General features: G+C 40.9%; 20 protein-coding genes and 1 pseudogene. 13 read left to right on the top strand and 8 right to left on the bottom strand.

Translation table 11 applies throughout. The features are described 5' to 3' along the window. Positions 1-328: 328 nt before the first annotated feature. Positions 329-2,518 carry a catalase/peroxidase HPI gene (gene katG, locus CDG61_RS15190; protein ID WP_087550484.1) on the top strand — a complete coding sequence of 730 codons (2,190 nt, stop codon included), beginning with the start codon at positions 329-331 and terminating at the stop codon, positions 2,516-2,518. A 273-nt stretch (positions 2,519-2,791) separates the two neighbouring features. Then, positions 2,792-3,670, top strand: coding sequence for an ATP-grasp fold amidoligase family protein (locus CDG61_RS15185; protein WP_087550485.1), 879 nt, complete (start codon positions 2,792-2,794; stop codon positions 3,668-3,670). Between the two features lie 75 nt (positions 3,671-3,745). Here the strand turns inward: CDG61_RS15185 and CDG61_RS17765 are convergent. Then, positions 3,746-4,606 (bottom strand): annotated as a pseudogene (locus CDG61_RS17765) (DUF6670 family protein). Between the two features lie 561 nt (positions 4,607-5,167). Between CDG61_RS17765 and CDG61_RS15170 the strand changes: the two are divergent. Beyond that, the gene (locus CDG61_RS15170) at positions 5,168-6,211 is read left to right on the top strand and encodes a DUF4062 domain-containing protein (RefSeq protein WP_087550488.1); all 1,044 of its coding nucleotides are present in this window, start codon (positions 5,168-5,170) and stop codon (positions 6,209-6,211) included. Positions 6,212-6,397: 186 nt separating this feature from the next. Here CDG61_RS15170 and CDG61_RS15165 read toward each other — a convergent pair whose 3' ends face one another. Next, positions 6,398-7,018: a TetR/AcrR family transcriptional regulator gene (locus CDG61_RS15165; protein ID WP_087550639.1), complete on the bottom strand. Its 621-nt coding sequence runs from the start codon at positions 7,016-7,018 to the stop codon at positions 6,398-6,400. 79 nt (positions 7,019-7,097) lie between these two features. On the opposite strand from CDG61_RS15165, the gene CDG61_RS15160 reads away from it, so the two are divergent. Then, positions 7,098-8,774, top strand: a complete 1,677-nt coding sequence (locus CDG61_RS15160) for an acyl-CoA dehydrogenase family protein (RefSeq protein ID WP_087550489.1) — start codon at positions 7,098-7,100, stop codon at positions 8,772-8,774. Between the two features lie 228 nt (positions 8,775-9,002). Here the strand turns inward: CDG61_RS15160 and CDG61_RS15155 are convergent, their stop codons facing one another. Continuing rightward, entirely contained in the window at positions 9,003-9,197 is a 195-nt protein-coding gene (locus CDG61_RS15155; RefSeq protein WP_087550490.1) for a hypothetical protein, read from the bottom strand. A gap of 258 nt (positions 9,198-9,455) precedes the next feature. Next, entirely contained in the window at positions 9,456-10,430 is a 975-nt protein-coding gene (locus tag CDG61_RS15150; protein WP_087550491.1) for an AbaSI family restriction endonuclease, read from the bottom strand. Between the two features lie 144 nt (positions 10,431-10,574). On the opposite strand from CDG61_RS15150, the gene CDG61_RS15145 reads away from it, so the two are divergent. Then, on the top strand, positions 10,575-10,781 hold the full coding sequence (locus CDG61_RS15145) for a hypothetical protein (RefSeq protein ID WP_087550492.1): 207 nt from the start codon (positions 10,575-10,577) through the stop codon (positions 10,779-10,781). A gap of 43 nt (positions 10,782-10,824) precedes the next feature. Here CDG61_RS15145 and ptsP read toward each other — a convergent pair whose 3' ends face one another. Further along, complete coding sequence (ptsP, locus tag CDG61_RS15140) at positions 10,825-13,122, bottom strand: phosphoenolpyruvate--protein phosphotransferase (RefSeq protein WP_087550493.1); 2,298 nt, start codon at positions 13,120-13,122, stop codon at positions 10,825-10,827. 81 nt (positions 13,123-13,203) lie between these two features. Beyond that, positions 13,204-13,686, bottom strand: coding sequence for an RNA pyrophosphohydrolase (locus tag CDG61_RS15135; protein WP_087513686.1), 483 nt, complete (start codon positions 13,684-13,686; stop codon positions 13,204-13,206). Between the two features lie 182 nt (positions 13,687-13,868). On the opposite strand from CDG61_RS15135, the gene CDG61_RS15130 reads away from it, so the two are divergent. Continuing rightward, positions 13,869-14,519 (top strand): HAD family hydrolase, encoded by a 651-nt coding sequence (locus CDG61_RS15130; RefSeq protein WP_087550494.1) that lies wholly within the window; start codon positions 13,869-13,871, stop codon positions 14,517-14,519. 142 nt (positions 14,520-14,661) lie between these two features. Continuing rightward, entirely contained in the window at positions 14,662-14,904 is a 243-nt protein-coding gene (locus CDG61_RS15125) for a DUF2789 domain-containing protein (RefSeq protein WP_087513688.1), read from the top strand. Between the two features lie 96 nt (positions 14,905-15,000). Here the strand turns inward: CDG61_RS15125 and CDG61_RS15120 are convergent, their stop codons facing one another. Continuing rightward, a complete protein-coding gene (locus CDG61_RS15120; protein WP_087513689.1) occupies positions 15,001-15,858 on the bottom strand; it encodes a LysR family transcriptional regulator in 858 nt (285 codons plus the stop codon). Positions 15,859-16,051: 193 nt separating this feature from the next. Here CDG61_RS15120 and CDG61_RS15115 point away from each other — a divergent pair, with 193 nt between their 5' ends. Next, positions 16,052-16,882, top strand: a complete 831-nt coding sequence (locus CDG61_RS15115) for a hypothetical protein (protein ID WP_087550495.1) — start codon at positions 16,052-16,054, stop codon at positions 16,880-16,882. A 150-nt stretch (positions 16,883-17,032) separates the two neighbouring features. On the opposite strand, the gene CDG61_RS15110 is transcribed toward CDG61_RS15115, so the two are convergent. After that, on the bottom strand, positions 17,033-17,275 hold the full coding sequence (locus CDG61_RS15110; RefSeq protein WP_087513691.1) for a DUF2061 domain-containing protein: 243 nt from the start codon (positions 17,273-17,275) through the stop codon (positions 17,033-17,035). A gap of 194 nt (positions 17,276-17,469) precedes the next feature. On the opposite strand from CDG61_RS15110, the gene CDG61_RS15105 reads away from it, so the two are divergent. From CDG61_RS15105 to leuB, 5 genes are all read left to right on the top strand, one after another. After that, the gene (locus CDG61_RS15105; RefSeq protein ID WP_087550496.1) at positions 17,470-18,105 is read left to right on the top strand and encodes a hypothetical protein; all 636 of its coding nucleotides are present in this window, start codon (positions 17,470-17,472) and stop codon (positions 18,103-18,105) included. Positions 18,106-18,392: 287 nt separating this feature from the next. Next, on the top strand, positions 18,393-19,826 hold the full coding sequence (leuC, locus tag CDG61_RS15100) for a 3-isopropylmalate dehydratase large subunit (protein ID WP_087550640.1): 1,434 nt from the start codon (positions 18,393-18,395) through the stop codon (positions 19,824-19,826). Between the two features lie 98 nt (positions 19,827-19,924). After that, on the top strand, positions 19,925-20,575 hold the full coding sequence (gene leuD, locus CDG61_RS15095) for a 3-isopropylmalate dehydratase small subunit (protein WP_087550497.1): 651 nt from the start codon (positions 19,925-19,927) through the stop codon (positions 20,573-20,575). 105 nt (positions 20,576-20,680) lie between these two features. Continuing rightward, complete coding sequence (locus CDG61_RS15090) at positions 20,681-21,244, top strand: hypothetical protein (protein WP_087550498.1); 564 nt, start codon at positions 20,681-20,683, stop codon at positions 21,242-21,244. A gap of 41 nt (positions 21,245-21,285) precedes the next feature. Next, the gene (gene leuB, locus CDG61_RS15085; RefSeq protein ID WP_087550641.1) at positions 21,286-22,365 is read left to right on the top strand and encodes a 3-isopropylmalate dehydrogenase; all 1,080 of its coding nucleotides are present in this window, start codon (positions 21,286-21,288) and stop codon (positions 22,363-22,365) included. The last annotated feature ends 37 nt before the right edge of the window (positions 22,366-22,402 follow it).

Below are 22,402 nucleotides of genomic sequence, written 5' to 3'. Positions count from 1 at the left end.
TTCTGCCAGCGTTATGTGATGGTTGTTATGAACAGATATGTTTAAAAAAAAGGCGAAATATGTGAAATAAATCACCATCGAAATAACCGAAAAGTCTGATAAAAATAATGAATCACATAAAGTTTATATGGAATTTGGCGCTAAAATGCAGCTAAAACACTGTAATTTCATAACTCATTAAAAAATAATGCTTTAAATTGAAAAATCCGATTGTTTTTATTCGTTAAATTCTCTTTAGCTTGTCATAAAAAACAGCTATGTTGATGCTGTAGCAGAAATTTTAAACGGTTAAAGTTTTAATCAGAATTGATGAATGAGGAAATTATATATGGATAACAATAAGCCAGCTTCAGGTTGCCCTTTCCATCAAGCCGGTGGGCAGACCAGCGTAGCCAGCACTAACAATACTGACTGGTGGCCGAATGCACTGAATCTCGATATTCTTTCTCAACATGACCAGAAAACCAACCCGATGGATCCTGATTTTGATTATGCCAAAGCATTTAAATCACTGGATCTGGAAGCGGTGAAGCAGGATTTACGTGAACTGATCAATTCCAGCCAGGACTGGTGGCCATCTGACTATGGTAGCTATATCGGTATGTTTGTACGTACAGCATGGCACCTGGCGGGTTCATACCGTAAACAGGATGGTCGTGGTGGTGCCAACACTGGGAACCAGCGTTTTGCACCCTTAAACAGCTGGCCTGATAACGTCAATACAGATAAAGGTCGTCGTCTCCTTTGGCCAATCAAACAGAAATATGGCAATAAAATCTCCTGGGGGGATTTGATCGTCCTTGCAGGTACAGTGTCTTATGAAGTTGCAGGTTTAAAAACTTTTGGTTTCGGCGGCGGTCGTTTAGACATCTGGGCACCTGAAAAAGACATTTACTGGGGTGAAGAGCGTCAATGGCTTGCACCAACCAAAGAACGTTATGCAAGTGATGAAGATCGTTCATCTTTAGAAAATCCACTTGCTGCGGTACAAATGGGCTTGATCTATGTTAACCCTGAAGGTGTCGATGGCGTACAGGATCCACTGCGTACAGCGCAGGACATGCGTGTCACGTTTGACCGTATGGGGATGGATGACGAAGAAACTGTTGCACTCACCGTTGGTGGTCATACAGTGGGTAAAGCACATGGTAATGGTAAAGCTGAAAACCTCGGTGCGGATGTAGAAAGTGCAGATGTAGAATTCCAGGGTCTTGGCTGGCACAACTCAGAAGGCACAGGCAATGGCGCAAATACCATGGTCAGTGGTCTTGAAGGTGCCTGGACGACGCATCCTGACAAATGGGACAATGAATTCCTCTATTTACTGTTCACGTATGAATGGGAAAAAACCCTTAGCCCTGCAGGTGCAAAACAATGGGAACCTGTGAACATCAAAGAGGAAGACAAACCTGTTGATGCACACAATCCAAATGTACGCCGTAACCCGATGATGACAGATGCCGATATGGCACTGAAATTTGACCCTGCGTACCGCAAAATTGCAGAAGATTTTTATCAAAATCCTGACAAACTGGCAGATGTATTTGCACGAGCATGGTTCAAACTGACGCATCGTGATATGGGGCCAAAAACCCGTTACTTAGGTGCTGATGTTCCTAAAGAAGATCTGGTGTGGCAGGATCCAATCCCTGTTGTGGATTACACGCTGTCTGACGTAGATGTTGCCAACTTAAAAGCAAAACTGCTGGACAGTGGTTTAACTTCAGCAGAATTAATTGCAACGGCCTGGGACAGTGCTCGTACTTTCCGTGGTTCGGACTACCGTGGTGGTGCCAATGGTGCGCGTATCCGTCTTGCACCACAGAAAGACTGGGAAGGAAACGAACCTGCACGTTTAGCTAAAGTACTGGCAAAACTGGAAGAAATTCAGGCAAGTCTGTTCAAAAAAGTCAGTATCGCTGATCTGATCGTTCTGGGTGGTACTGCTGCCGTTGAAAAAGCAGCGAAAGCCGCTGGTTTTAATGTAAAAGTACCATTTACAGCAGGGCGTGGTGATGCGACTCAGGAACAGACCGATGCATATTCATTTGAAGACTTTGAGCCTAAAGCTGACGGTTTCCGTAACTTCTTAAAAGCAGATTATGTAGTTCAGCCAGAAGAGCTGTTACTTGATCGTGCACAGTTGCTTGGTCTGACTGCACCTGAAATGACGGTGTTAGTTGGTGGTTTACGTGTACTTGGCGCAAACTATGCAGACAATAAAGCAGGCGTGTTCACGGATAAAGTTGGTGTCCTCACCAATGATTTCTTTGTGAATCTGACGGACATGAACTTTAACTGGAAACCAACAGGTAAAAATTCATATAACATCGTTGAGCGTAAAACAGGCGATGTGAAATGGACTGCAAGCCGTGTTGATCTGGTATTTGGTTCCAACTCGATTCTTCGTTCTTATGCAGAAGTGTATGCACAGGACGACAACAAAGAGAAGTTTGTCAAAGACTTCGTGGCAGCATGGACAAAAGTCATGAATGCTGACCGTTTTGATGTGAAATAAATCTTTTCTACACAAAAAAGCCGATCGAAAGATCGGCTTTTTTGTGCTTCAATCAGTGCCTCTCAGCGTTTTTTGAACTGGAAGCATGCTCAAGTGTTGTATATGAAAAATGGCTATTTTTTTATAGAAAATAGCATGTATTAATAATGTGTTTTGTGTTAACTTTTGTTAACAAACCTTCACTGTGATTTCTATTTTTTAACGCATACCAAAGTCACAGAAAGCAGCTTTTTTGAAAGAACTTTATTTTAAATTAATTAAATTTTATTTCTTATGATAGACAATCTTACTTATCTGGCGAAAGTAATCAGAACCCGGTTTGTTTCGGATCGAAAATATTTAACTAAAAGATTTATCAGTAAACTGGGGTACGTTCCTGACTTCGATAAACCATCCAGTTTTAATGAAAAAGTTACGGCACGGATGATTTTTGAAAGAGATCCTCTGCATACGCAGCTTGCAGATAAACTGGCTGTCAGAGAGATTATTTCAGATAAAATCTGCTCATCTCATCTTGTTCCTGTACTGGGTGTATACAAACACTTTGATGAAATAGATTTTAATGCCTTACCAGAAAAGTTCGTCCTGAAATGTACGCATGACAGTGGAAGTGCTACCGTCTGTTCAGATAAAAAACGTTTTGATAGAGGCAGTGCTGCGCTTAAATTTAAAAATCATTTAAGTATGAACATGTACTACAGAAAGCGTGAATGGCACTACAAAGATATTAAGCCACGGATCATCGCTGAGCAATACATTGACCTTTATCATGATACTAAAAATGATCTGATTATTACGACCTGCCGGGTACATTGCTTTGAGGGGAAACCCGCATATATCGAGGTGGATGTTCAGGACAGGCAGGGTAAGGATTACTCCAATATTTATGATACCACCTGGGAGTTACAGCCATTTAAAGTGGATCTGAAAGAAAACTCACCGATCTGTATCGATAAACCAGAAAAAATATGTCAGATGGTAACTTTGTCTGAGACACTTTGTTTGCAGAAGGGTTATAGCCGGGTGGATTTTCTGTTATCAAAAGATTATGTTTACTTCAGTGAAATTACACTGACTCCAAATGCCGGCAGAATGGTGATTACTCCGGCAGAGTGGGACTTGAAACTGGGTTCTTTGTGGCAGTCAGATTGAAGTCTGATCTGAGAGTACAAAATACAAAGCCTTGTCTTGATAAAAAACCGCCTGAGGGCGGTTTTTTTGTGGTTATTAACTTTCCATTCGATCTATATACTCAATATAGCCTTGTCCCTGAATTTCTTTATTTTTATGCATGCCTGTATAAGCATAGCCTCCGACATAACCACTGCCTAAGCCATAGTTAAATTCAGTATTCACTGTGCAACGTAAATAAAGAATTTCCTGCTGATCTTCATAAATACACCATTCAAAAACCTGTGGCAATTTCATCTGTTTGCCATCAGGTGCAGTCGCTAAATCTTCCTGATATTCAATGACCTTAAACTCAGCTGTGCAGGTTTTATTGTATTGGGTCAATGAACGGAAGAAGGCTTTACTGACAATCTGAGTACCATTAATACGGGTATCATTGAGCAGTAGCTGAGTTCCATCAGCAAGGTTAATGATCTGATAGGTAAAGAAATCTAAAGGTAATTTCAGATTTTGTTTGAGTGCTTTTTTCCAGATTAAATGTGGGCTGACAGCGGCTGCATGTTCAAAGGTGCATAAGCCTGAAACTTCCTGAGACTGACCTTCACTTTGCAGTGTCCCTGAATATTCTGCCAGGAGACTGATGTGATCATAAAATGGTGTTTTAACAAACCATGTAATTTTATCTGTTAGCTTTAAGTCCAGATCAATCTGATAGTTTTCATTGCCTGAATGAAGCTAGTAATGTGGATATTGACCTGTAATGGTGAGGTCATTGCCAAACTGAATATGTGAACCATCTTCGGCAAACTGACATTCTTTCGGAATCGAATAACCTGCAAATACACTGGTCTTTTTTGTTCCTGTTCCAACAACCGCAGTTGCATTATTTCGTGGTGTATCTTTTAAAGCATGATCGTTATCAAACGCCAATGCACCTGCTGTACCGATGATGGACATGACTGAATAAAAGTGATGTGGTGCAGGTAGATCAGGAATCATGACACCAAAATGCGTCCATCCAGTTTTTTTGGAATGAGTGTAGGGGAGGAGTTTATAGTTCTGTGGAAAGGCTTTGTTTTCCTGACTTTTTGTAGCATCTACAAGTGGGTAGATATATTTGATAAAACGATCTGAAATTTTTTTATTGAACATGATCAGGTCTGTTTTGTTGAAATTGTTCAATAAGTTATCGCATAAACTGATTTTCAAACATGACTGAAAGGAGTTTTTTTATATCTTTTAAAGTCAGCAAATGGTGTGGGGGAAATGAGGTTTGTGGAATGATGATTTCCTATCTAAAAAAGTCCAACCTGGATCAGTTAGGCTTTTGTATGGATTGTAATCTACTGATTTAAAAAAGATAACTGATTGAATTTCGTACAAGATGTATTATATTAATTTTAGATATTCTTAATACGACAGAATCGAATTTTATAAAGAATTTTGTCCAATAAATAATAAATAGCTTATAAAAACTAAGCATGTTATTTTTATAAAAAGTTAACAGTTGTAATTTAAATGGATAAAAGATATCAAGTTTTTGTAAGTTCAACTTTCAAAGATTTAGAAGAAGAACGTAAACATATCATTCAAACTCTCATGGAGATGGATTGTATTCCTGCAGGAATGGAACTCTTTCCAGCAGCAGATGAAGAACAATGGGATTTTATAAAAAAAGTTATTGATGATTGTGACTATTATCTTTTATTAATTGGAGGAAGATATGGCTCTTTGAGTCCTGAGGGTATTGGTTACACTGAAATGGAATATGACTACGCTGTTTCTAAAGGAATGAAAGTTATTGCATTAGTTCATGGTGAACCTAATAATTTACCTCAAATCAAATGTGAAAAAGATTCCAATTTACAAGAAAAGTTGGAAAATTTTCGAGAAAAAGTATGTACAGGAAGACTTGTTAAATTTTGGAAAAATTTAGATCAAATTTCGGGAATTGTTTCATTAAGCCTTAGTAAAACAATAAAAACTTATCCTGCTATAGGATGGGTTCGTGCTGATTTAATACCCTCTGAAAACACAACTCAAGAAATTTTAGCCTTAAGAAATAAGATCCAGGAACTTGAAACTACTATACAAAATTTAAGGTCAAAACCTGAAGGCATTGAAAACCTGTCACAAGGTGAAGATAGTATTTTTCTACATATTTACTTGACAGCTAATAAAATTAACGATGATCGTTATGCAAGCAAAACAGGTTATGCGATTCCGGTGGGGATAACTTGGAATAGCATTTTTGAGCATTTATCACCAAGTATGATTGTAGAAAATAGTGAAGAAAATTTATTAGTTCTTCTTGGAGAATGCATTTACAGATATTGTAATAAGGAAATTAAAGTCTTCGCAGAGACAAATAAATTAAAAAATTTATCTAATAGAAAAGCATATTTGGAAGATTTAAGACTTGTAATTGTCCAGTTTAGAGCCTTGAAATTAATTGAATTAAGTAATAAAAAACACCCTCCATCAGATAACAATATATATTGGACTTTAACGTCTTATGGTGATCAATTGATGACTCAATTGACTGCAATAAAGAGAGACTAATGCATAAAACTCCCTCAACCAATTATCCATTTAACATAATGGAGGTTATGCGAAATTTAATTTAAATAGTTTGTATTTTTCAATTAATTGAATGATTTTAAGATCGCTATTTATCATCAAAGAAGCCGACCTGAAAAAGTTGGCTTCGTTTTCACTCAATTTTAAAATATTTTGCAAATATAAAACTTATATCCCTATCAAATTGTTTAAAAGACCAATCACATCATTCTCCAAAACATGCCATCCTCCAAACTCAGGCTCAATCAATAAAGTCTGTGAGGTCACTCCATAACAAACCCGTTGCACATTTAAACTGATCCGATTCAGTTGCTCATGATCCTGAACAAAAGGCGTAAGAATGGTATGCCACATCTGCACCATCATGTCATAACTTTTACGATAAATTTCAATACTCGAAATCTGCCGTTCCAGTAAAAAAGTCTGTGCCCATAAAAATTGCTGTGCTTGAATTTCCTGTAACTGAAAATGAATCACTTTCTGTAAATATGCTGAAAAATCCAGATTTGTGGATAACTCGATCAGACTTTGTGCATAACTTTTTAAGGCTTCAGCATTACTTTTCACATGCTGATGAATGGTCAACGCAATCAAATCTTCTTTCTTAGAAAAATACTCATAAAAAGTACCTAAGCCGACACCTGCAACATCGGTGATTCCCCGAATAGTGATTTCACTGGCAGGGCGTTCATGCAAAAGCCGAACAAAACTTTCCATCAAGGCTTCCTGGGTGATGCGAGCCCTTGACTGGCGAGGTTTACGACGTACATTGATCGCAGGCAATGCCATAAAAATAACCCGAACATCCATCTACAGATTTTCTTCTATACTGAATGGAATCGAAGCAAACAACAAGATGAGATTCAGGATGAATACAGCACAATCTGGAACAACCACAGCATGGCAGACCCATGAGATCAGCAACCAATTTGATGAATTGCAAAACTACAATTTATTCAGCACAGATCAAGTCCTACAGGAAATTTTACAACGCTATGGCAGTCAGGATCAGCAGACTTTAGCGGAGTTTGGAGAGATTGTCGGTTCAGCAGAATATTATCAATATGCAGACCTAGCCAATCGTCATACACCTGAATTACATGCATTTGATGCACGTGGTCGCCGTAAAGACTTTTTAGAATTTCACCCTGCATGGCATAAATGGATGGGCATTAACCGTCAGTTCAATACCCATGCACATCCATTTAAACATTCAGAGTCTTCTTCAAAATGGGTGGATTGGGCAGCACGATTTTTTCTAAGTGGACAGGTTGAATGTGGCAATTTATGTCCCAATTCAATGACTTTAGGCAGTATTCCACTGATTCAGAATGAACCTGAGCTTTGGTCAAAAATTGGCGAAAAATTACTGTCCAATGAATACGATGAACGTGATATTCCTATTGCTCAAAAGAAATCCATCTGGATGGGTATGGGCATGACGGAAAAGCAGGGCGGTTCAGATGTCCGTGCCAATGAAACTTTTGCTGTACCTGTGGCGGAATCAGGTCGTGGAAAAGCTTATTTGCTGACAGGGCATAAATGGTTTTTCTCAGCCCCAATGTGTGATGCGCATCTGGTCGTGGCGAAAACTGAACAGGATGGTTTGGCGTGTTTCTTTGTGCCACGTTGGTTGGAAGATGGCACGAAGAATAATATTCACGTGCAACGCTTAAAAGACAAAGTCGGCAATCGCAGTAACTCAAGTTCAGAAGTCGAATTTAAAGAGGCTTGGGGCATCATGATCGGTGAGGCAGGGCGTGGTATTCCGACCATTATTGAAATGGCGAATTACACCCGTTTGACTTGCTCGGTGGGTTCAAGTGCGATGCTACGTCAGGCATTGGTACAGTGCATTGCCTATACCCGTCAGCGCAAAGCTTTCGGAAAGCATTTAGCCGAACAACCTTTGATGCAAGCCGTGCTTGCGGATTTGGCATTGGAAACAGAAGCTGCAATGCAACTCAGTTTTCATCTCGCACATTGCTATGAGCAGGATGATGAAATGTCACTGGCATGGAAACGCATCATGACCCCTGCATCTAAGTTTTGGGTATGCAAACGTGCTGTAGAGCTGACAGGTGAAATGATGGAAGTCTTTGGTGGCAATGGTTATGTCGATACAGGCATCATGGCTCGTATTTTTAAAGAAGCCCCTGTAAATACCATCTGGGAAGGTTCGGGCAATGTCATGTGTCTGGATGTATTGCGTGCCATTCAACGTGATCGTGAGTCGATTGAAGTTCTGTTCCAATCATTCGCCAAAGTGGCTTCAAGTGATGCTGTTTTGCAAAATGAATTACAGTCATTGTTTAAGTTATTCAGTAGCCTACAAGCCGATGATATGCAGTTTATGGCACGTAGTCTGGTCAGTCGCTTGGTCATTCTCGCTCAAGCCATTTTACTGAAACAGTATGCACCTGAGTTTGTTGCCGATGCATTTATTGCAACGCGTTATAGTGAATTTCATGGACGAGTCGTGGGAATGGTAGATGCAAAAGCAGTGGATGTAGCGCGATTGTTGGAAAGGGCGTTGGCGAGTTGAAATAGATTTTTAAATGCCAAAATCAGCGAAGGTCATCATCATGATGACCTTCATACGCTTAAATCAAATTAGATTTGAAGCTGATACTTTTAACCCGTAATTATTGAAAATTACTTTTGTTTTTTAAGCTTTTTTTGGAGTTTTTTCAATTTACCTTCGTGTTTTGAAATTTTGTCCAAACGCGCTTTGATTTGTTTCTTTAAAGATTTAACTTGCTTTGACATCATGTTACTCCTTCGTTTGAGTATCCGTTGGCTGATGCTTTTTGATAAAACTACGGATAAATTTTCTTAACTCACGTGCCGCACTGGTATCAAGACTTTCACACAATTGTAAAAACTCATCCCGTTCAGCACTGCTAATGCGAATTAAGAGCTGACCATCTTTTTTATTCACCTTTGTCTTTTTGGGTAATTCAGCCATCACGTATTTATCCCCAAAGGTGAAAATCAAAATGTATATACAATATATATACGTTTTAAAAATAAAGCAAATTTAACTTGTTGAAAATATTTAATTATTTTTTATTCTGATGAAACTTAATGTAAGGCTGTGTGTTTTTAGGCTATAACAGCTTGTTATCATTGTCTTTATTTTGAGTTATAGGGACGTTTATGAAAGATGGAACTGGAGCGTATATGAATGTTCGGAACTGACATTCATATACACCCTTAAAATCAGTTATGGATTTGATTTGGGAGGGTAGGTTCTTACACTTTCAGAAATGCGTATCCATGTGCAGCCATCCGTTTCATTCGTGGATTTGAGTTGGAAGAGTCCCATGAAACGATAAAATGTTCTGGCACTTAAATTATCTTTGACGCGAGCAAAGACGATTCTTTTTGAGGGACCACTTTTCCATTCAATCACTTTTTTAGCCATGATTTCCTGATTTGTTGATTTCTCATTAATAATCAATCCATCAGGAGTAATTGAATTGATCCAGTGTTCATTTTCAAATAATTTTGGAAACCAGATGAGTGTATCTGATTCTATAGGATGTATAGCCCCTCCTCGTTGCATACCTTTATAATTGTGTCCAAAGCAATTACAGACATCCTTTCCTGTTTTTAATAAAACATTATCTTTGAGATGGATTGAACCTAAGTCGATATACGTTTGTGGATTAAATTCCTGATCAATATCCCATGGATGGAATCGATTCTCTGATTTTAATTCAGCTTTTAGATTTTTTATGATTAAAAGTAGATCATCAATTTGCTGATGAATAGTACTTAATGTTTGAGGTGCGTTATTTTCTTGTTTATCGACATTAATTCTATAAATTTGATGCCCTGTAATACTGATAATATCTGCTTCTCTGACTTTATCTTCATTATGGTGCTGAATAATATAGTGTGGTTGATTGTCACTTCTTATTAAACGTTGTTGATCATAATTTTGATCATGGATTACAAAGTGATGTCCCTCATCGACTTCAACATGTAATTTGAGTTGTGGAAAAAATAGATCTGTAAGCGCAATTCTATTATCAGAACGTCTAACATATTGTTGAGTCACAAACTTTAAGGAAAAGTCATCGAGTAAGTTAATGATCCTGTGGACTACATAGGATTCATACCTTTTATGACGTAATTTAGTCAGGCTTCTAAGAATATATTCAGCTAAAAGTTCTGAATGTTGATGGGGAATCATATTGATCTGATTTTATGTAAACTTTTATTATATATGATAAAAATGAAATAACTGAGATGTATGTTCAGGCTTGCATTTTATGCAAAAAAGCGTACTATCAGCATTTCACCAAGTGGTGAAAATACAGTCTGAAAGGTAAATAAAATGGCGAAGAAAAAAGCTGCGCCTGAAGTTGTGATTCACAACTTTGTGGCAAAACACATGAACGATTTTAACAAGAGCCAGACTTTTGTAGATCGAAAAAAGAATGCAAAACGAGGTTATGCAAAACACAAAAAAGGGGGATACTCAAATGATTATCTCCCTTTTTTATTGCCTGTTAATTCTTCAGTTTTATGTCAGGTGATCTGAACAGTAAAATGATGCTGTGAGGTAAAAGAAAACCCTTTCTCTGTTAGGCACTGATAATACGTGTTGCAGATTTCACCATATCTTCCAGACCATGCGTCTTAAAATAATATTCCATCCAGCTTTTCACCATCAGTGGGTTACTCACTTTCAGAACACGCTCCAACAACTCCTCTGCATCACTCATTGGGACATGGCAGATTGCTTTACGTACCCGTAAGATATTACTTGAACTCATGGACAGGGTATTGAAGCCCATTGCCATCAGTAGAATTGCTGTTAAAGGATCACCTGCCATTTCACCGCAGATACTGATCGGTTTGTCGTATTTATGGCACTCTTTGACCAGTCGGCTCAGCGCACGCAGTACTGATGGATGGAAATGCGAATAAACGTTGGCAACCCGGGGATTGTTGCGGTCAACCGCCAGCAGATACTGAGTCAGGTCATTGGAACCTACAGAGAAGAAGTCCACCAGTTCAGCAAATTCTTCAATCTGTAAAAGTACACTGGGTACTTCAACCATGATGCCGATTTTAGGTTTGGTGATTTTAACCTGTTCTTCTTCCTGAACAGCGACCCAGTCACGTTCGAGCAGATAAAGTGCTTCTTCAACCTCACTGACACTGGTGACCATCGGCAGTAAAATATGCAGATTGTTCAGACCAATACTGGCTTTGAGCATTGCACGGATCTGTGAAGAAAAAATTTCAGGATGATCCAGGGTAAAGCGGATACCACGCCATCCCAGTGCAGAGTTTTCTTCTTCAATGGAAAAATACGGCAGGTCTTTGTCTGCACCAATATCCAGAGTACGCATCACTACGGGTTTATTGGCAAAGTGACTGAGCTGCTGACGGTAAATCAGACGCTGTTCCTCTTCACCAGGAAAGCGGTCACGGAGCATAAACGGAATTTCGGAACGGTACAGCCCAACGCCTTTGGCACCACGCTGTACACCACGGACAACATCAATCATTAATCCTGTGTTGACATACAGCTTGACCGCCACGCCATCTGGGGTAACAGCATCCTTGGTTTCGTACTGTTTTAAGTCTTTGGCAATCTGTTCTTCTTCTTTCTGAACTTCTTTATATCGGGTGCGCAGACGACGCGGTGGATTAATGAAGACCCGCCCCTGATGAGCATCCACAATCATTTCAACATCATCAAGCGTGTTGATCGGGAGTTCTGTCACTCCGACAACGGTTGGAATCCCCAGTGCGCGAGCCACGATCACCATGTGCGAGTTCATCGCACCTTCGGTTGTAACAATCGCTGCAATTTTATCGACTGGCAGTTCCACCAGTGCAGCTGTGGAAATTTCCTCACCGATCAGAATGCTTTCGTCAGTCAGTTCACGGTGACTGGAATCGGCTTCCTGCAGGAAAGCCAGGATACGTCGTCCAAGATCACGCAGGTCAGAAACCCGTTCCCGCAGATAGTCATCTTCCATCTGTGCAAACAGTGCTACATGATTATCAATGACATTGCGGACAGCCCCCTGTGCCCAGTTACCATCACGGATTTCAGTTTTGATTTCAGCAGGCAGGGCATTTTCATCAAGCATCCGCAGGAACACGCTGAATAAAGCCCGTTCTTCTGCCATCAATGCATCCTGCATTTTTTCATCCAGAGACAGAATTTCCTGTCTGACCGATGCAATGGCATTATCCAGTAACAGCAGCTCTTCACTGATGTCATCTGCTTCACGGTCGGGAACAGCGTCCAGATCAGCAGGGGGATATAAAATAACAGCGCGACCTAAAGCAATACCGCCTGAACCAGAAACGCCCTGAAAGGTTTTGTAGGCAGGGGTGTTGCTGGGTTTACGGAAGACGTCAATATTACCAACAGCATGAGCATGTGCAATCACGCCTGAAAGCTGTGCACACAGGGTCACCAGGAAAGATTCTGCGGCTTCGCTGAAATCCTGTGACTCTCTGTTCTGAACAACCAGTACCCCCATAACTTTACGGCGGTACATGACCGGCACACCCAGGAAAGAATTGTAGATTTCCTCTCCGGTTTCAGGCAGATATAAAAACCGCTCATGTTTAGGTGCATTGTCCAGGTTGACAATTTCTTCACGCTGACCGACCAGACCGACCAGACCTTCACTGGTATGCAGTGAAACATGACCGACAGATTCGGGGTTCAGACCTTTGGATGCCATCAGCAGATAACGCTGATTGCGTTCATCCAGTAAATAGATGGAGCAGACGTCAACATGCATGGCTTCCGCCACCTGATTGACCATAATGTCGAGTGATTCATGCAGACTGGTGGACGCATTGATTTCCTGCACAATGCGTCTTAGGGTGTCCAGCTGCATATTCGACATAAAACTGCTCCAGTTAAAAATTAATCCTGAATATATTTATAACAACAGTAGTCCATAAAATCTGCATTTTAATGCGATTTTTTATGGTTTTTTCATGGGTAACTGATTGCACAGTTCCACCATGGCTTTACGGTATACATCGCGTTTAAAATTCACGACCTGACCCAGTGGGTACCAGTAACTGACCCATTGCCATTGATCAAACTCAGGAGGGTCTGAAAGGTTCAGCTGAATGTTTTTTGCAGACGCTGTCAGTTTCAATAAAAACCACTTCTGTTTTTGACCAATACATACAGGATCTGAATCCGTGCGTATATACCGATGCGGCAAACGATAGCGCAACCAGCCTTTTGTCTGCGCTACGATTTCGACGTGTTCGGGCAGTAAGCCAACTTCTTCTCTCAGCTCACGGAAAAGTGCCTGTTCAGGGGATTCTCCAAGCTGGATACCTCCTTGTGGAAATTGCCAAGCATTGTGACCAATGCGTTTTGCCCATAAAACCTGTCCAAAGTCGTTTGCCAAAATGATCCCGACGTTGGGTCGGAAACCTTCTGAATCGATCATCTGGCACCTAAAATTGTTTAATATCTCTGACTTTATATATGGGGATACTCTCTTTTTTATCCAGCTCGATAAAGTCAAAGTAATAATGTTGTAAAATTGCTATGATCTTAACGAATTTCTATCGACTAGCGGTGATAGATTTACAATTTTTTTCTTAAATTTCAGTTTAAACGGGTATTTTCATGAAATTGGCGTTATTTGACCTGGATCACACCTTATTAAATACCGATTCTGACCACTCCTGGGGTGAGTTTCTGGTCAATGAGGGGCTGGTGGATCCTGTCCATCACCGTGCAATGAATGATAAGTTTTATGAAGATTACAAAGCAGGGCAGCTTGACCCGATTGCCTACAATGAATTTGTCTTTGAATTTTTAACAAAGCACGATAATGAATATTTAACTGAACTGCATCAGTTATTTATGAAAAAAGTGATTCGTCCACAAATGCGTCCTGAAGGCTTCAAAGCGATTCAGCGACATAAAGATGCTGGACATGAGCTGGTGGGAATTACAGCAACTTCTGATTTTATTACTGCGCCGATTTTCCGTGAATTTGGTATTACTGAGATTATTGCGACCAATGCAGAAGTTGTGGATGGAAAATACACAGGCAAAGTAATCAATATTCCGTGTTATCAGAAAGGCAAACTGGCGCGTCTGGATCAGTGGCTGGAAGGGCGTGATGTGACAGAGTCCTGGGCATATTCAGACTCGATCAATGACCGTTTTCTGCTGGAGTATGCAGATCATGCTTTTGCCATTAACCCTGATGACCGTCTGGAAACCTTAGCAGAAGAGCAGTGCTGGGAAATTCAGGACTGGTCGATTTAAGCTGGATCTGTATATGGTGGTGATACTTCTGAAAAACAGAATCTGCTGAATGTTTAGCCAAAAGTATGATGCGGAATACTTTTCTTTCACTTAAAAGATGCTATGTTGAGAACAGTATTTTACTTGCAGAGGAAGAATAACAATGAGCCAGACACGTCCAAGAATGACCAATCTGTTTGAACAGCTCGGACTTGATTCAAGCGAAGAGGGGATTCAGACATTTATTGAAAATCATCAGATGGATGCCTCTATGTCCATTACTCAGGCACCGTTCTGGACCGATGCACAGCGTCAGTTCCTGTCTGAAAAAATTCAGTCGGATGGTGAATGGGCTACAGTGGTGGATCAGCTGAATGAGTCATTGCATGAAGACTCTGTAGAATAATTCAGTGCGCTGAACGGCTGCTGAAAATAAAAAATCCTCCCTAAGTGGAGGATTTTTTATTTTCAGCTTTTGTTGCCATCAGAAATAATGTTCGGATTATTTCATCATCTCAATCAGTTCCTGAACCGCACGTGACTGAGTCCGTCCTGGATGCCAGACCATCCCCAGTTTACGGTTCATTTCAAAATTCAGATCAAGCTGTTTCAGATCCTGATTCAGCAAAGTTTTAGGCAATACAGACCATCCCAGACCAATCGACACCAGCATGCGGATCGACTCCAGTGGGTTGTTGCTCATGGTGATTTTAGGTTTCAGCCCTTTCTTTTCAAACTCCGCCAGGGTGATCTGACTGGTATAGGTCTGTGCAGCAGGTAACAGACTCGGATATTCAATCAAATCTTCCAGTTTCAGGTTGTTGATCTGTGCCAGTGGGTGAAATGGTGCAACCACAAATACCAGTGGATCATTCCACATGGTGAAATAGTTCAGCCGGTCATCTCCTGTCGGCGGTAAAGTCAGAAACGCCAGTTCCAGATCTCCTGCTAGTACCTGTTCGTGTGCCTGTTCTGAGTCCACAAAATGGACATCCAGTTTGACTTCAGGAAACTGTTGAACATAGTTTTTCAGATGGTCAGGCAGATGGTGTAACCCAATATGGTGACTGGTACCAATTTTCAGTTTGCCACGGACTTCACCCTGTTCATGGCTGAGCGTATGATGAATATCACCCAGTTCATTCAGCCAGTTTTTGACTTTAGGCAGCAGGGAGTGAGCGGCATGTGTCGCCTGTACACCTCGTCCAGCCGACTCAAACAGTTTGACACCAAAATATTCTTCCAGGCTGTGAATCCTTTTGGTCACAGCAGGCTGAGTAATAAATAAAAGTTCTGCCGCCATAGAAATTGATCCTGTTTCCATGACTTTCACAAAGGCTTCAAAGGCTGCTAAATTCATTGCTCACTCATCCATAAAGAATTTTTATGCTTAATTCATTATTTAGAAATTTTAAGAATTAATCAAAGTAAAATTTCATAAATTTTTAATTTCAAGCTTTGGTAGCGTATGCATGAGGTACTGAATTACAATTTTCTGACTTTAGAGACGTTAATTTCAGCTAAGTTAAATAAAAATAAATACAGAGCCATGCATGTATAAACAGACCATCAATCAGCATCCGTACAGAAGGCATTTCAGTGAAATCAGCTGGTCTGTATTTTTTATTGTCAGTGCGGTGGTTTTCATGATGACTGCAGGTATTGGCTATGCTTCCGGAAATTTTACGTTACTGCTGATTCCTGCTGTTTTTATGCTGATCTGGGGGATTTCCCGTTTTAAAAGTATGCAGAAAATGGCACGACTGGATGCATTTCAGATCCCATCATATATTCTGTCCGATTTTTCACGGCAGTATCCAGGGTATGGCTCTGCGCAGATTAAACAGATTGAAGAGGGATTTAAGGATTATCTGGCATTGCATCTGATTAAGAAACAGGCCTATGCGATGCCCTCAAAGTCAGTGGATGCACTGTGGCATCTTTTACTAGAAAGATACGCGGGCTTTTATGCAGAAATGTGTCAGCAGTTACTTGGGTTTCAGTTGTATCACTATCCACATGCAGAGGAGGTGTCAGCAGGGGAACATCGGGCTCACCGACTTCAGCTGTTACACAGCTGGCAGGTGAGTTGCCGTCTGCATGGGGTTAAAGATCTGCATCCAGAGCAGATTCCTCGCTTGTTTCAGGTCGATCAGAACGTTGCCTGGTCAGCAGGTTTTATTTTTCAAATGACGCTGATTTATGCTTTATATGATCAGTTCTCTATCAGGGACAGTGGTTCAAACTCATCCAGTTGTTCTTCTTCCACTTCGGGTACAGCCAGTCATTCTGACAGTCGTGACTGTTCAGAAAGTTCGTCATCCTCAGATTCATCTTCATCCTGTAGCAGTTGCAGCAGCTGTGGAGGCGGTGGTGGTGATTAACCCTAATTTTTATTATGTTGAAAGCTTGATCTGTGTGGAATATCAGTTTCTTAAATGTGAAAATTGTATCTGGGGTTCAGCTGGACAGCCTGAGTCCATACATCGGTCTTGTCAGATGATAACAGAGTCCGACTCATGGTCTGGACGGCTTCAGGCTGCATCACTGGCATTCAGGGATTTTTTACGATCCTGCGCATTCCATGCTTTTTCATGGAAAAAGAATGCAATCGCCTGAACAGTAGGTTCAATCAGGCTTAAAGTAATCGCCATCCACAGATTACCGGTAATCACGTATGCGACCAGCATTGCAACAGTGATGTGCATGATGTAATAGCTGAGCGTTTTTTTGAAAATCCGCTGATTGCTTTGAACAAAATTATGAATACGAGCCATGAGCGTCACCACAGGATGAGAAGGTAATTAAATAATAATCATTATCATTTAAAATGTAAAAGAGATTTTTTTATTTGTGATCATTGGATTTGTAAATAACCTTTATTCAGTGGGTAGTTTTAAAAAATATAGTTTAAAAATAAATACGATTAAATATAATCACTTAATTATACTTTTATTGTTCTGGTGATCATGTGAAATTGAAATACTGTGTATTGGGGTTTGCAGTTGTACTGACTGGATGTGGTGGGAGTTCTTATTTAAAGGACTTACCCGAAAAGGATTTACTGGAGGCAGCACTTGAATCACAACGTATTGAAAGTGAAATGACCTTAAAAATGCAGATTTGTGGAGATTTGCAGTCATTAGGGTTTGAAGCACAACAGGAAGCTCGTGAATATGGACGTGAATTAAGACGAGCCTATGAATATTATGAGCGTCAGACTAAACCGTTTAATCGTAAAGTCCGTCGCTATCTGAATGATTATGATGCGCAATATGGTGCTGAATATCGGGAACAATTAAGGGAAGCTAATTTTCAGTTGAATATGCTCCCTGCGCGTCTTGGGACTGCAAAGTTTTTTGGTGTGGACAGCAAGGAAGTAAAAGAAGCCTTGTCTGAGCCGAATCCACATTTTTCATTTTCAGGTGGTAACCCAAACTCGGTCATTATGATTCAGGCCTTACATGAAAAAGAAAAAAATATTAAGTCACAGTGTGAAAAACTGATGGCCCAGGTTTTTGACGATAAAATTCAACCCAACTTTTCCAGATATGGCGATGAATATAAAAAAATTACAGGAATGCAAAGCCTGAAAATGGCGGATTAATTGACCTGAAATTTTTATATCTGAATATTGCATGCATGAAATAAGTTGGTTGATGGTTTTATCAGGTACAACAGGTGTCTGATAAAACTCAAAATATTTTGTCGGTTGAAAAGTGTATGTAATTGATTTGACAGGTTTAAGAACACAGTGATATCTGGGATGAATGTGTTTTTAAATAATTCCAAAAAGTTTTTAAATTAATAAAAATGATAAATTAGATTTATGTGAAAACGTGGTTATAATCAAAGTTAATGAAAGAATTACCCAGTCCAGTGGAGCGCATCGACATGGCAGGCGAAAACCAGAAAGCAAAAACATTGTATGACAAATTGTGGGATGACCATTTAGTAAAACAACGAGATGATGGTTCAGCACTTCTTTATATCGACCGTCATTTATTACATGAAGTAACGTCTCCTCAGGCTTTCGAAGGCTTGCAGCTGGCGGGTCGTAAACCTTGGCGTTTAAGTGCCAACGTGGCAACACCTGATCATAACGTTCCAACGTCCACCAAAGAGCGTTCAGAAGGGATTGCAGGGATCGAAGATGATACTTCACGTATCCAGGTACAAACTTTAGATGATAACTGTAAAACATTTAATGTGGTTCAGTTCGACATTAACGATGTACGCCAAGGGATTGCACACGTGGTGGGGCCTGAGCAGGGTTTAACTTTGCCGGGTATGACCGTGGTTTGTGGTGACTCACATACAGCAACACATGGTGCATTTGGTTGTCTGGCACACGGTATTGGTACATCAGAAGTTGAACATGTATTGGCAACTCAATGCTTAGTTCAAAAGAAAATGAAAAATATGCTGGTACGTGTTGACGGTAAATTAGGTCAAGGCGTAACACCGAAAGATGTCGTATTAGCCATTATCGGTAAAATCGGTACTGCGGGTGGTACAGGTCATGCGATTGAATTCGGTGGCCAGGTGTTTCGTGATATGTCGATTGAAGGTCGTATGACTGTATGTAATATGGCAATCGAAGGTGGCGCACGTGTGGGTATGGTTGCTGTTGATGACAAAACCATTGAATACGTAAAAGATCGTCCGTATGCACCTAAAGGCGAACAGTGGGATGCTGCTGTCGCTTACTGGAATACTTTGGTTTCTGATGAAGGCGCGCATTTCGATACTGTTGTTGTGTTACAGGGTGAAGAGATTGAACCGCAAGTGTCGTGGGGAACTTCTCCTGAAATGGTGATTCCTGTATCACAAGCTGTTCCTACCCTGGAACAGGCGAAAGATGATGTACAGCGTAATGACTGGACACGTGCTTATCAATACATGGGCTTGAATGGTGGTCAGGCATTGGCGGATATCCAGTTAGACCGCGTATTCATCGGTTCATGTACCAACTCACGTATCGAAGATATTCGTGCGGCAGCTGAAGTTGCAAAAGGCAAAAAAGTTGCAGCAAGTATCAAACAAGCGATGGTGGTTCCGGGTTCTGGCTTAGTGAAAGCACAAGCTGAAGCAGAAGGCTTAGACAAAATCTTAATCGAAGCTGGTTTTGAATGGCGTGAGCCGGGTTGTTCAATGTGTCTGGCAATGAATGCGGATAAGTTACAACCAGGTGAGCATTGCGCATCGACGTCTAACCGTAACTTTGAAGGTCGTCAGGGCAATGGTGGTCGTACGCATTTAGTCAGTCCTGCTATGGCAGCTGCGGCAGCAATCGCAGGTCACTTTGTTGATGTACGTACATTCTAGTTTAAGCCCTCATCCCAACCTTCTCCCAAAGGGAGAAGGAGTTCCCTCTCATTTTAGGAGAGGGTTAGGGAGAGGTTACGATTCATTGGGAAATAAACATGAAAAAATATACCGTTGAACAAGGTATCGTTGCACCTTTAGACCGTGCCAATGTCGATACAGATTTAATTATTCCAAAACAGTTTTTGAAATCCATTAAACGTACAGGTTTTGGTGAAAACTTATTTGATGAATTGCGTTATTTAGATGAAGGCTTTTTAGGTCAGGACAATTCAAAACGTCCTAAAAACCCTGATTTCACTTTGAACCAACCACGTTATCAAGGTGCTTCCATCCTGATTTCACGTGCTAACTTTGGTTGTGGTTCAAGCCGTGAGCATGCGCCGTGGGCATTGGAAGAATACGGTTTCCGTACTGTAATTGCGCCAAGCTATGCAGACATTTTCTTCAATAACAGCTTTAAAAATGGCATGTTACCAGTGATCCTGTCTGAAGAGATTGTGGATCAGTTATTTAAAGAGTGTTTTGCCAATGAAGGCTATCAGTTAACGATTGATTTGGAAGCGCAGGAAGTACGTACACCAAAGGGCGAAGCATTCAAGTTCGAAGTTGATCCATTCCGTAAACATTGTTTACTCAATGGTCTGGATGATATCGGTTTAACTTTACAGGTTGCTGATGATATCAAGGCCTATGAAGAGAAAACCAAAGCGGCTCGCCCGTGGGTTTTTGCAGAAATTCAGGGTTAATTCAGAAACTGAGTTCACTTGTGGTAACAAGCCCTGACTCTTGTTAATATCTGAGCAGAAGAAAATATTGTATCTGCTGCATTGTATAAGGGTTGGGCTTGAACAATGACTGAATTTCTGGGGCGTCTGGCTGGACTTGCAGTAATGGCAACATTATTGACGGCTTGTCAGACCATGAATACTGTAAGCCTGAAAAATATTAAGGAAACTGAAGCAACCCGTTTAAATGCACAGATTTACTGTACAGGTACAGAAAACTGTGAATTTGAAAGGCTGGATCAGATTCCTGTTGTCGCAGAAAAAAATCACAGGCTGAGCAGACAGGCGATGCGTTCAAAGATCGTGCGTCTACAGGCAGACTCACTGAGTGATGCAAATGCAGTATATCTGTCTGTTCCGCCTGGACAGCATGAAGTGGTGATCCGTTTTTATCCTGTCTCTAAAGATAAAGCGGAAAAACTGCATGTGATCCATCAGTTCAGACCAGGTCGTTTGTATACATTCAGAATGTATCGTGAGCGGACCAGACATCAGGGAAGTTTACTGAGTGTGTCTGCGCCGGATCCTTTGTGTGTGGAACTGCGTCAGCAACATAAAACAATCCGCCGTTTCTGTCGTCCGTATAATGCTTTGACCGGACTGGGCGAATTTGTGGAAAAGAAACTTTAATTACAGTCGGTCACTGACTGACTCAAACAATGGAAAAAAACATGTCCAGACAAATTCTGATTTTAGCTGGTGACGGCATTGGTCCTGAAATCGTTAAAGCTGCAGAGCAGGTTCTTCATCGTGTTAACGAAAAATTCAGTTTAGGTCTGAGCTGGGAACAGGGTTTGCTGGGCGGTGCAGCAATTGATGCACATGGCGAACCATACCCTGCTGTCACTGCAGAACAGGCAAAAAAAGCCGATGCGATTCTTTTAGGCGCAGTGGGTGGTCCTAAGTGGGATACGATTGAGCGTTCTATCCGTCCTGAACGTGGTCTGTTAAAAATCCGCAGTGAACTGAATTTATTTGCAAATTTACGTCCTGCCATTCTTTATCCGCAACTGGCAGATGCTTCCAGTTTAAAACCTGAAATCGTATCTGGACTGGATATTCTGATTGTCCGCGAACTGACAGGTGGTATTTATTTCGGTCAGCCACGTGGTATCCGTGAGCTCGAAAACGGTGAAAAACAGGGTTATAACACCGACGTTTATGCCGAATCTGAAATCAAACGTATTGCTAAAGTTGCTTTTGAAATGGCAAATCTGCGTGGCGGTAAAGTCTGTTCAGTGGACAAAGCCAACGTTCTTGAAGTGACAGAGCTGTGGAAGCAGACTGTGACCGATCTGAAAGAAGCACAGTATCCGAATATCAATCTGTCACACATGTATGTAGACAATGCAGCAATGCAGTTGGTTCGTGCGCCTAAACAATTTGACGTGATCGTGACAGGTAACCTGTTTGGTGACATCCTTTCTGATGAAGCGGCAATGCTGACCGGTTCAATCGGTATGTTGCCATCTGCATCTTTAGATGAAAACGGTAAAGGAATGTATGAGCCGTGTCACGGTTCAGCACCTGATATCGCAGGTCAGAACGTTGCCAACCCACTTGCAACGATTCTTTCTGTTGCAATGATGCTTCGTTATACCTTCCGTGAAGAAACAGCGGCTAAAGCGATTGAAGATGCTGTAGGTAATGTGCTGGATCAGGGTTTACGTACAGGCGATATCATGTCTGAAGGTATGAACAAAGTCGGTACAGTGGAAATGGGTCAGGCTGTGGTTGCAGCACTGGGCTAAGACACAGTACAGGATAAAAAACGCAGTATTTTTACTG

It is taken from the genome of Acinetobacter sp. WCHAc010052 (genome assembly GCF_002165295.2).
Lineage (GTDB): Bacteria > Pseudomonadota > Gammaproteobacteria > Pseudomonadales > Moraxellaceae > Acinetobacter > Acinetobacter chinensis.
This window is presented reverse-complemented; position numbering and strand designations above follow the sequence as displayed.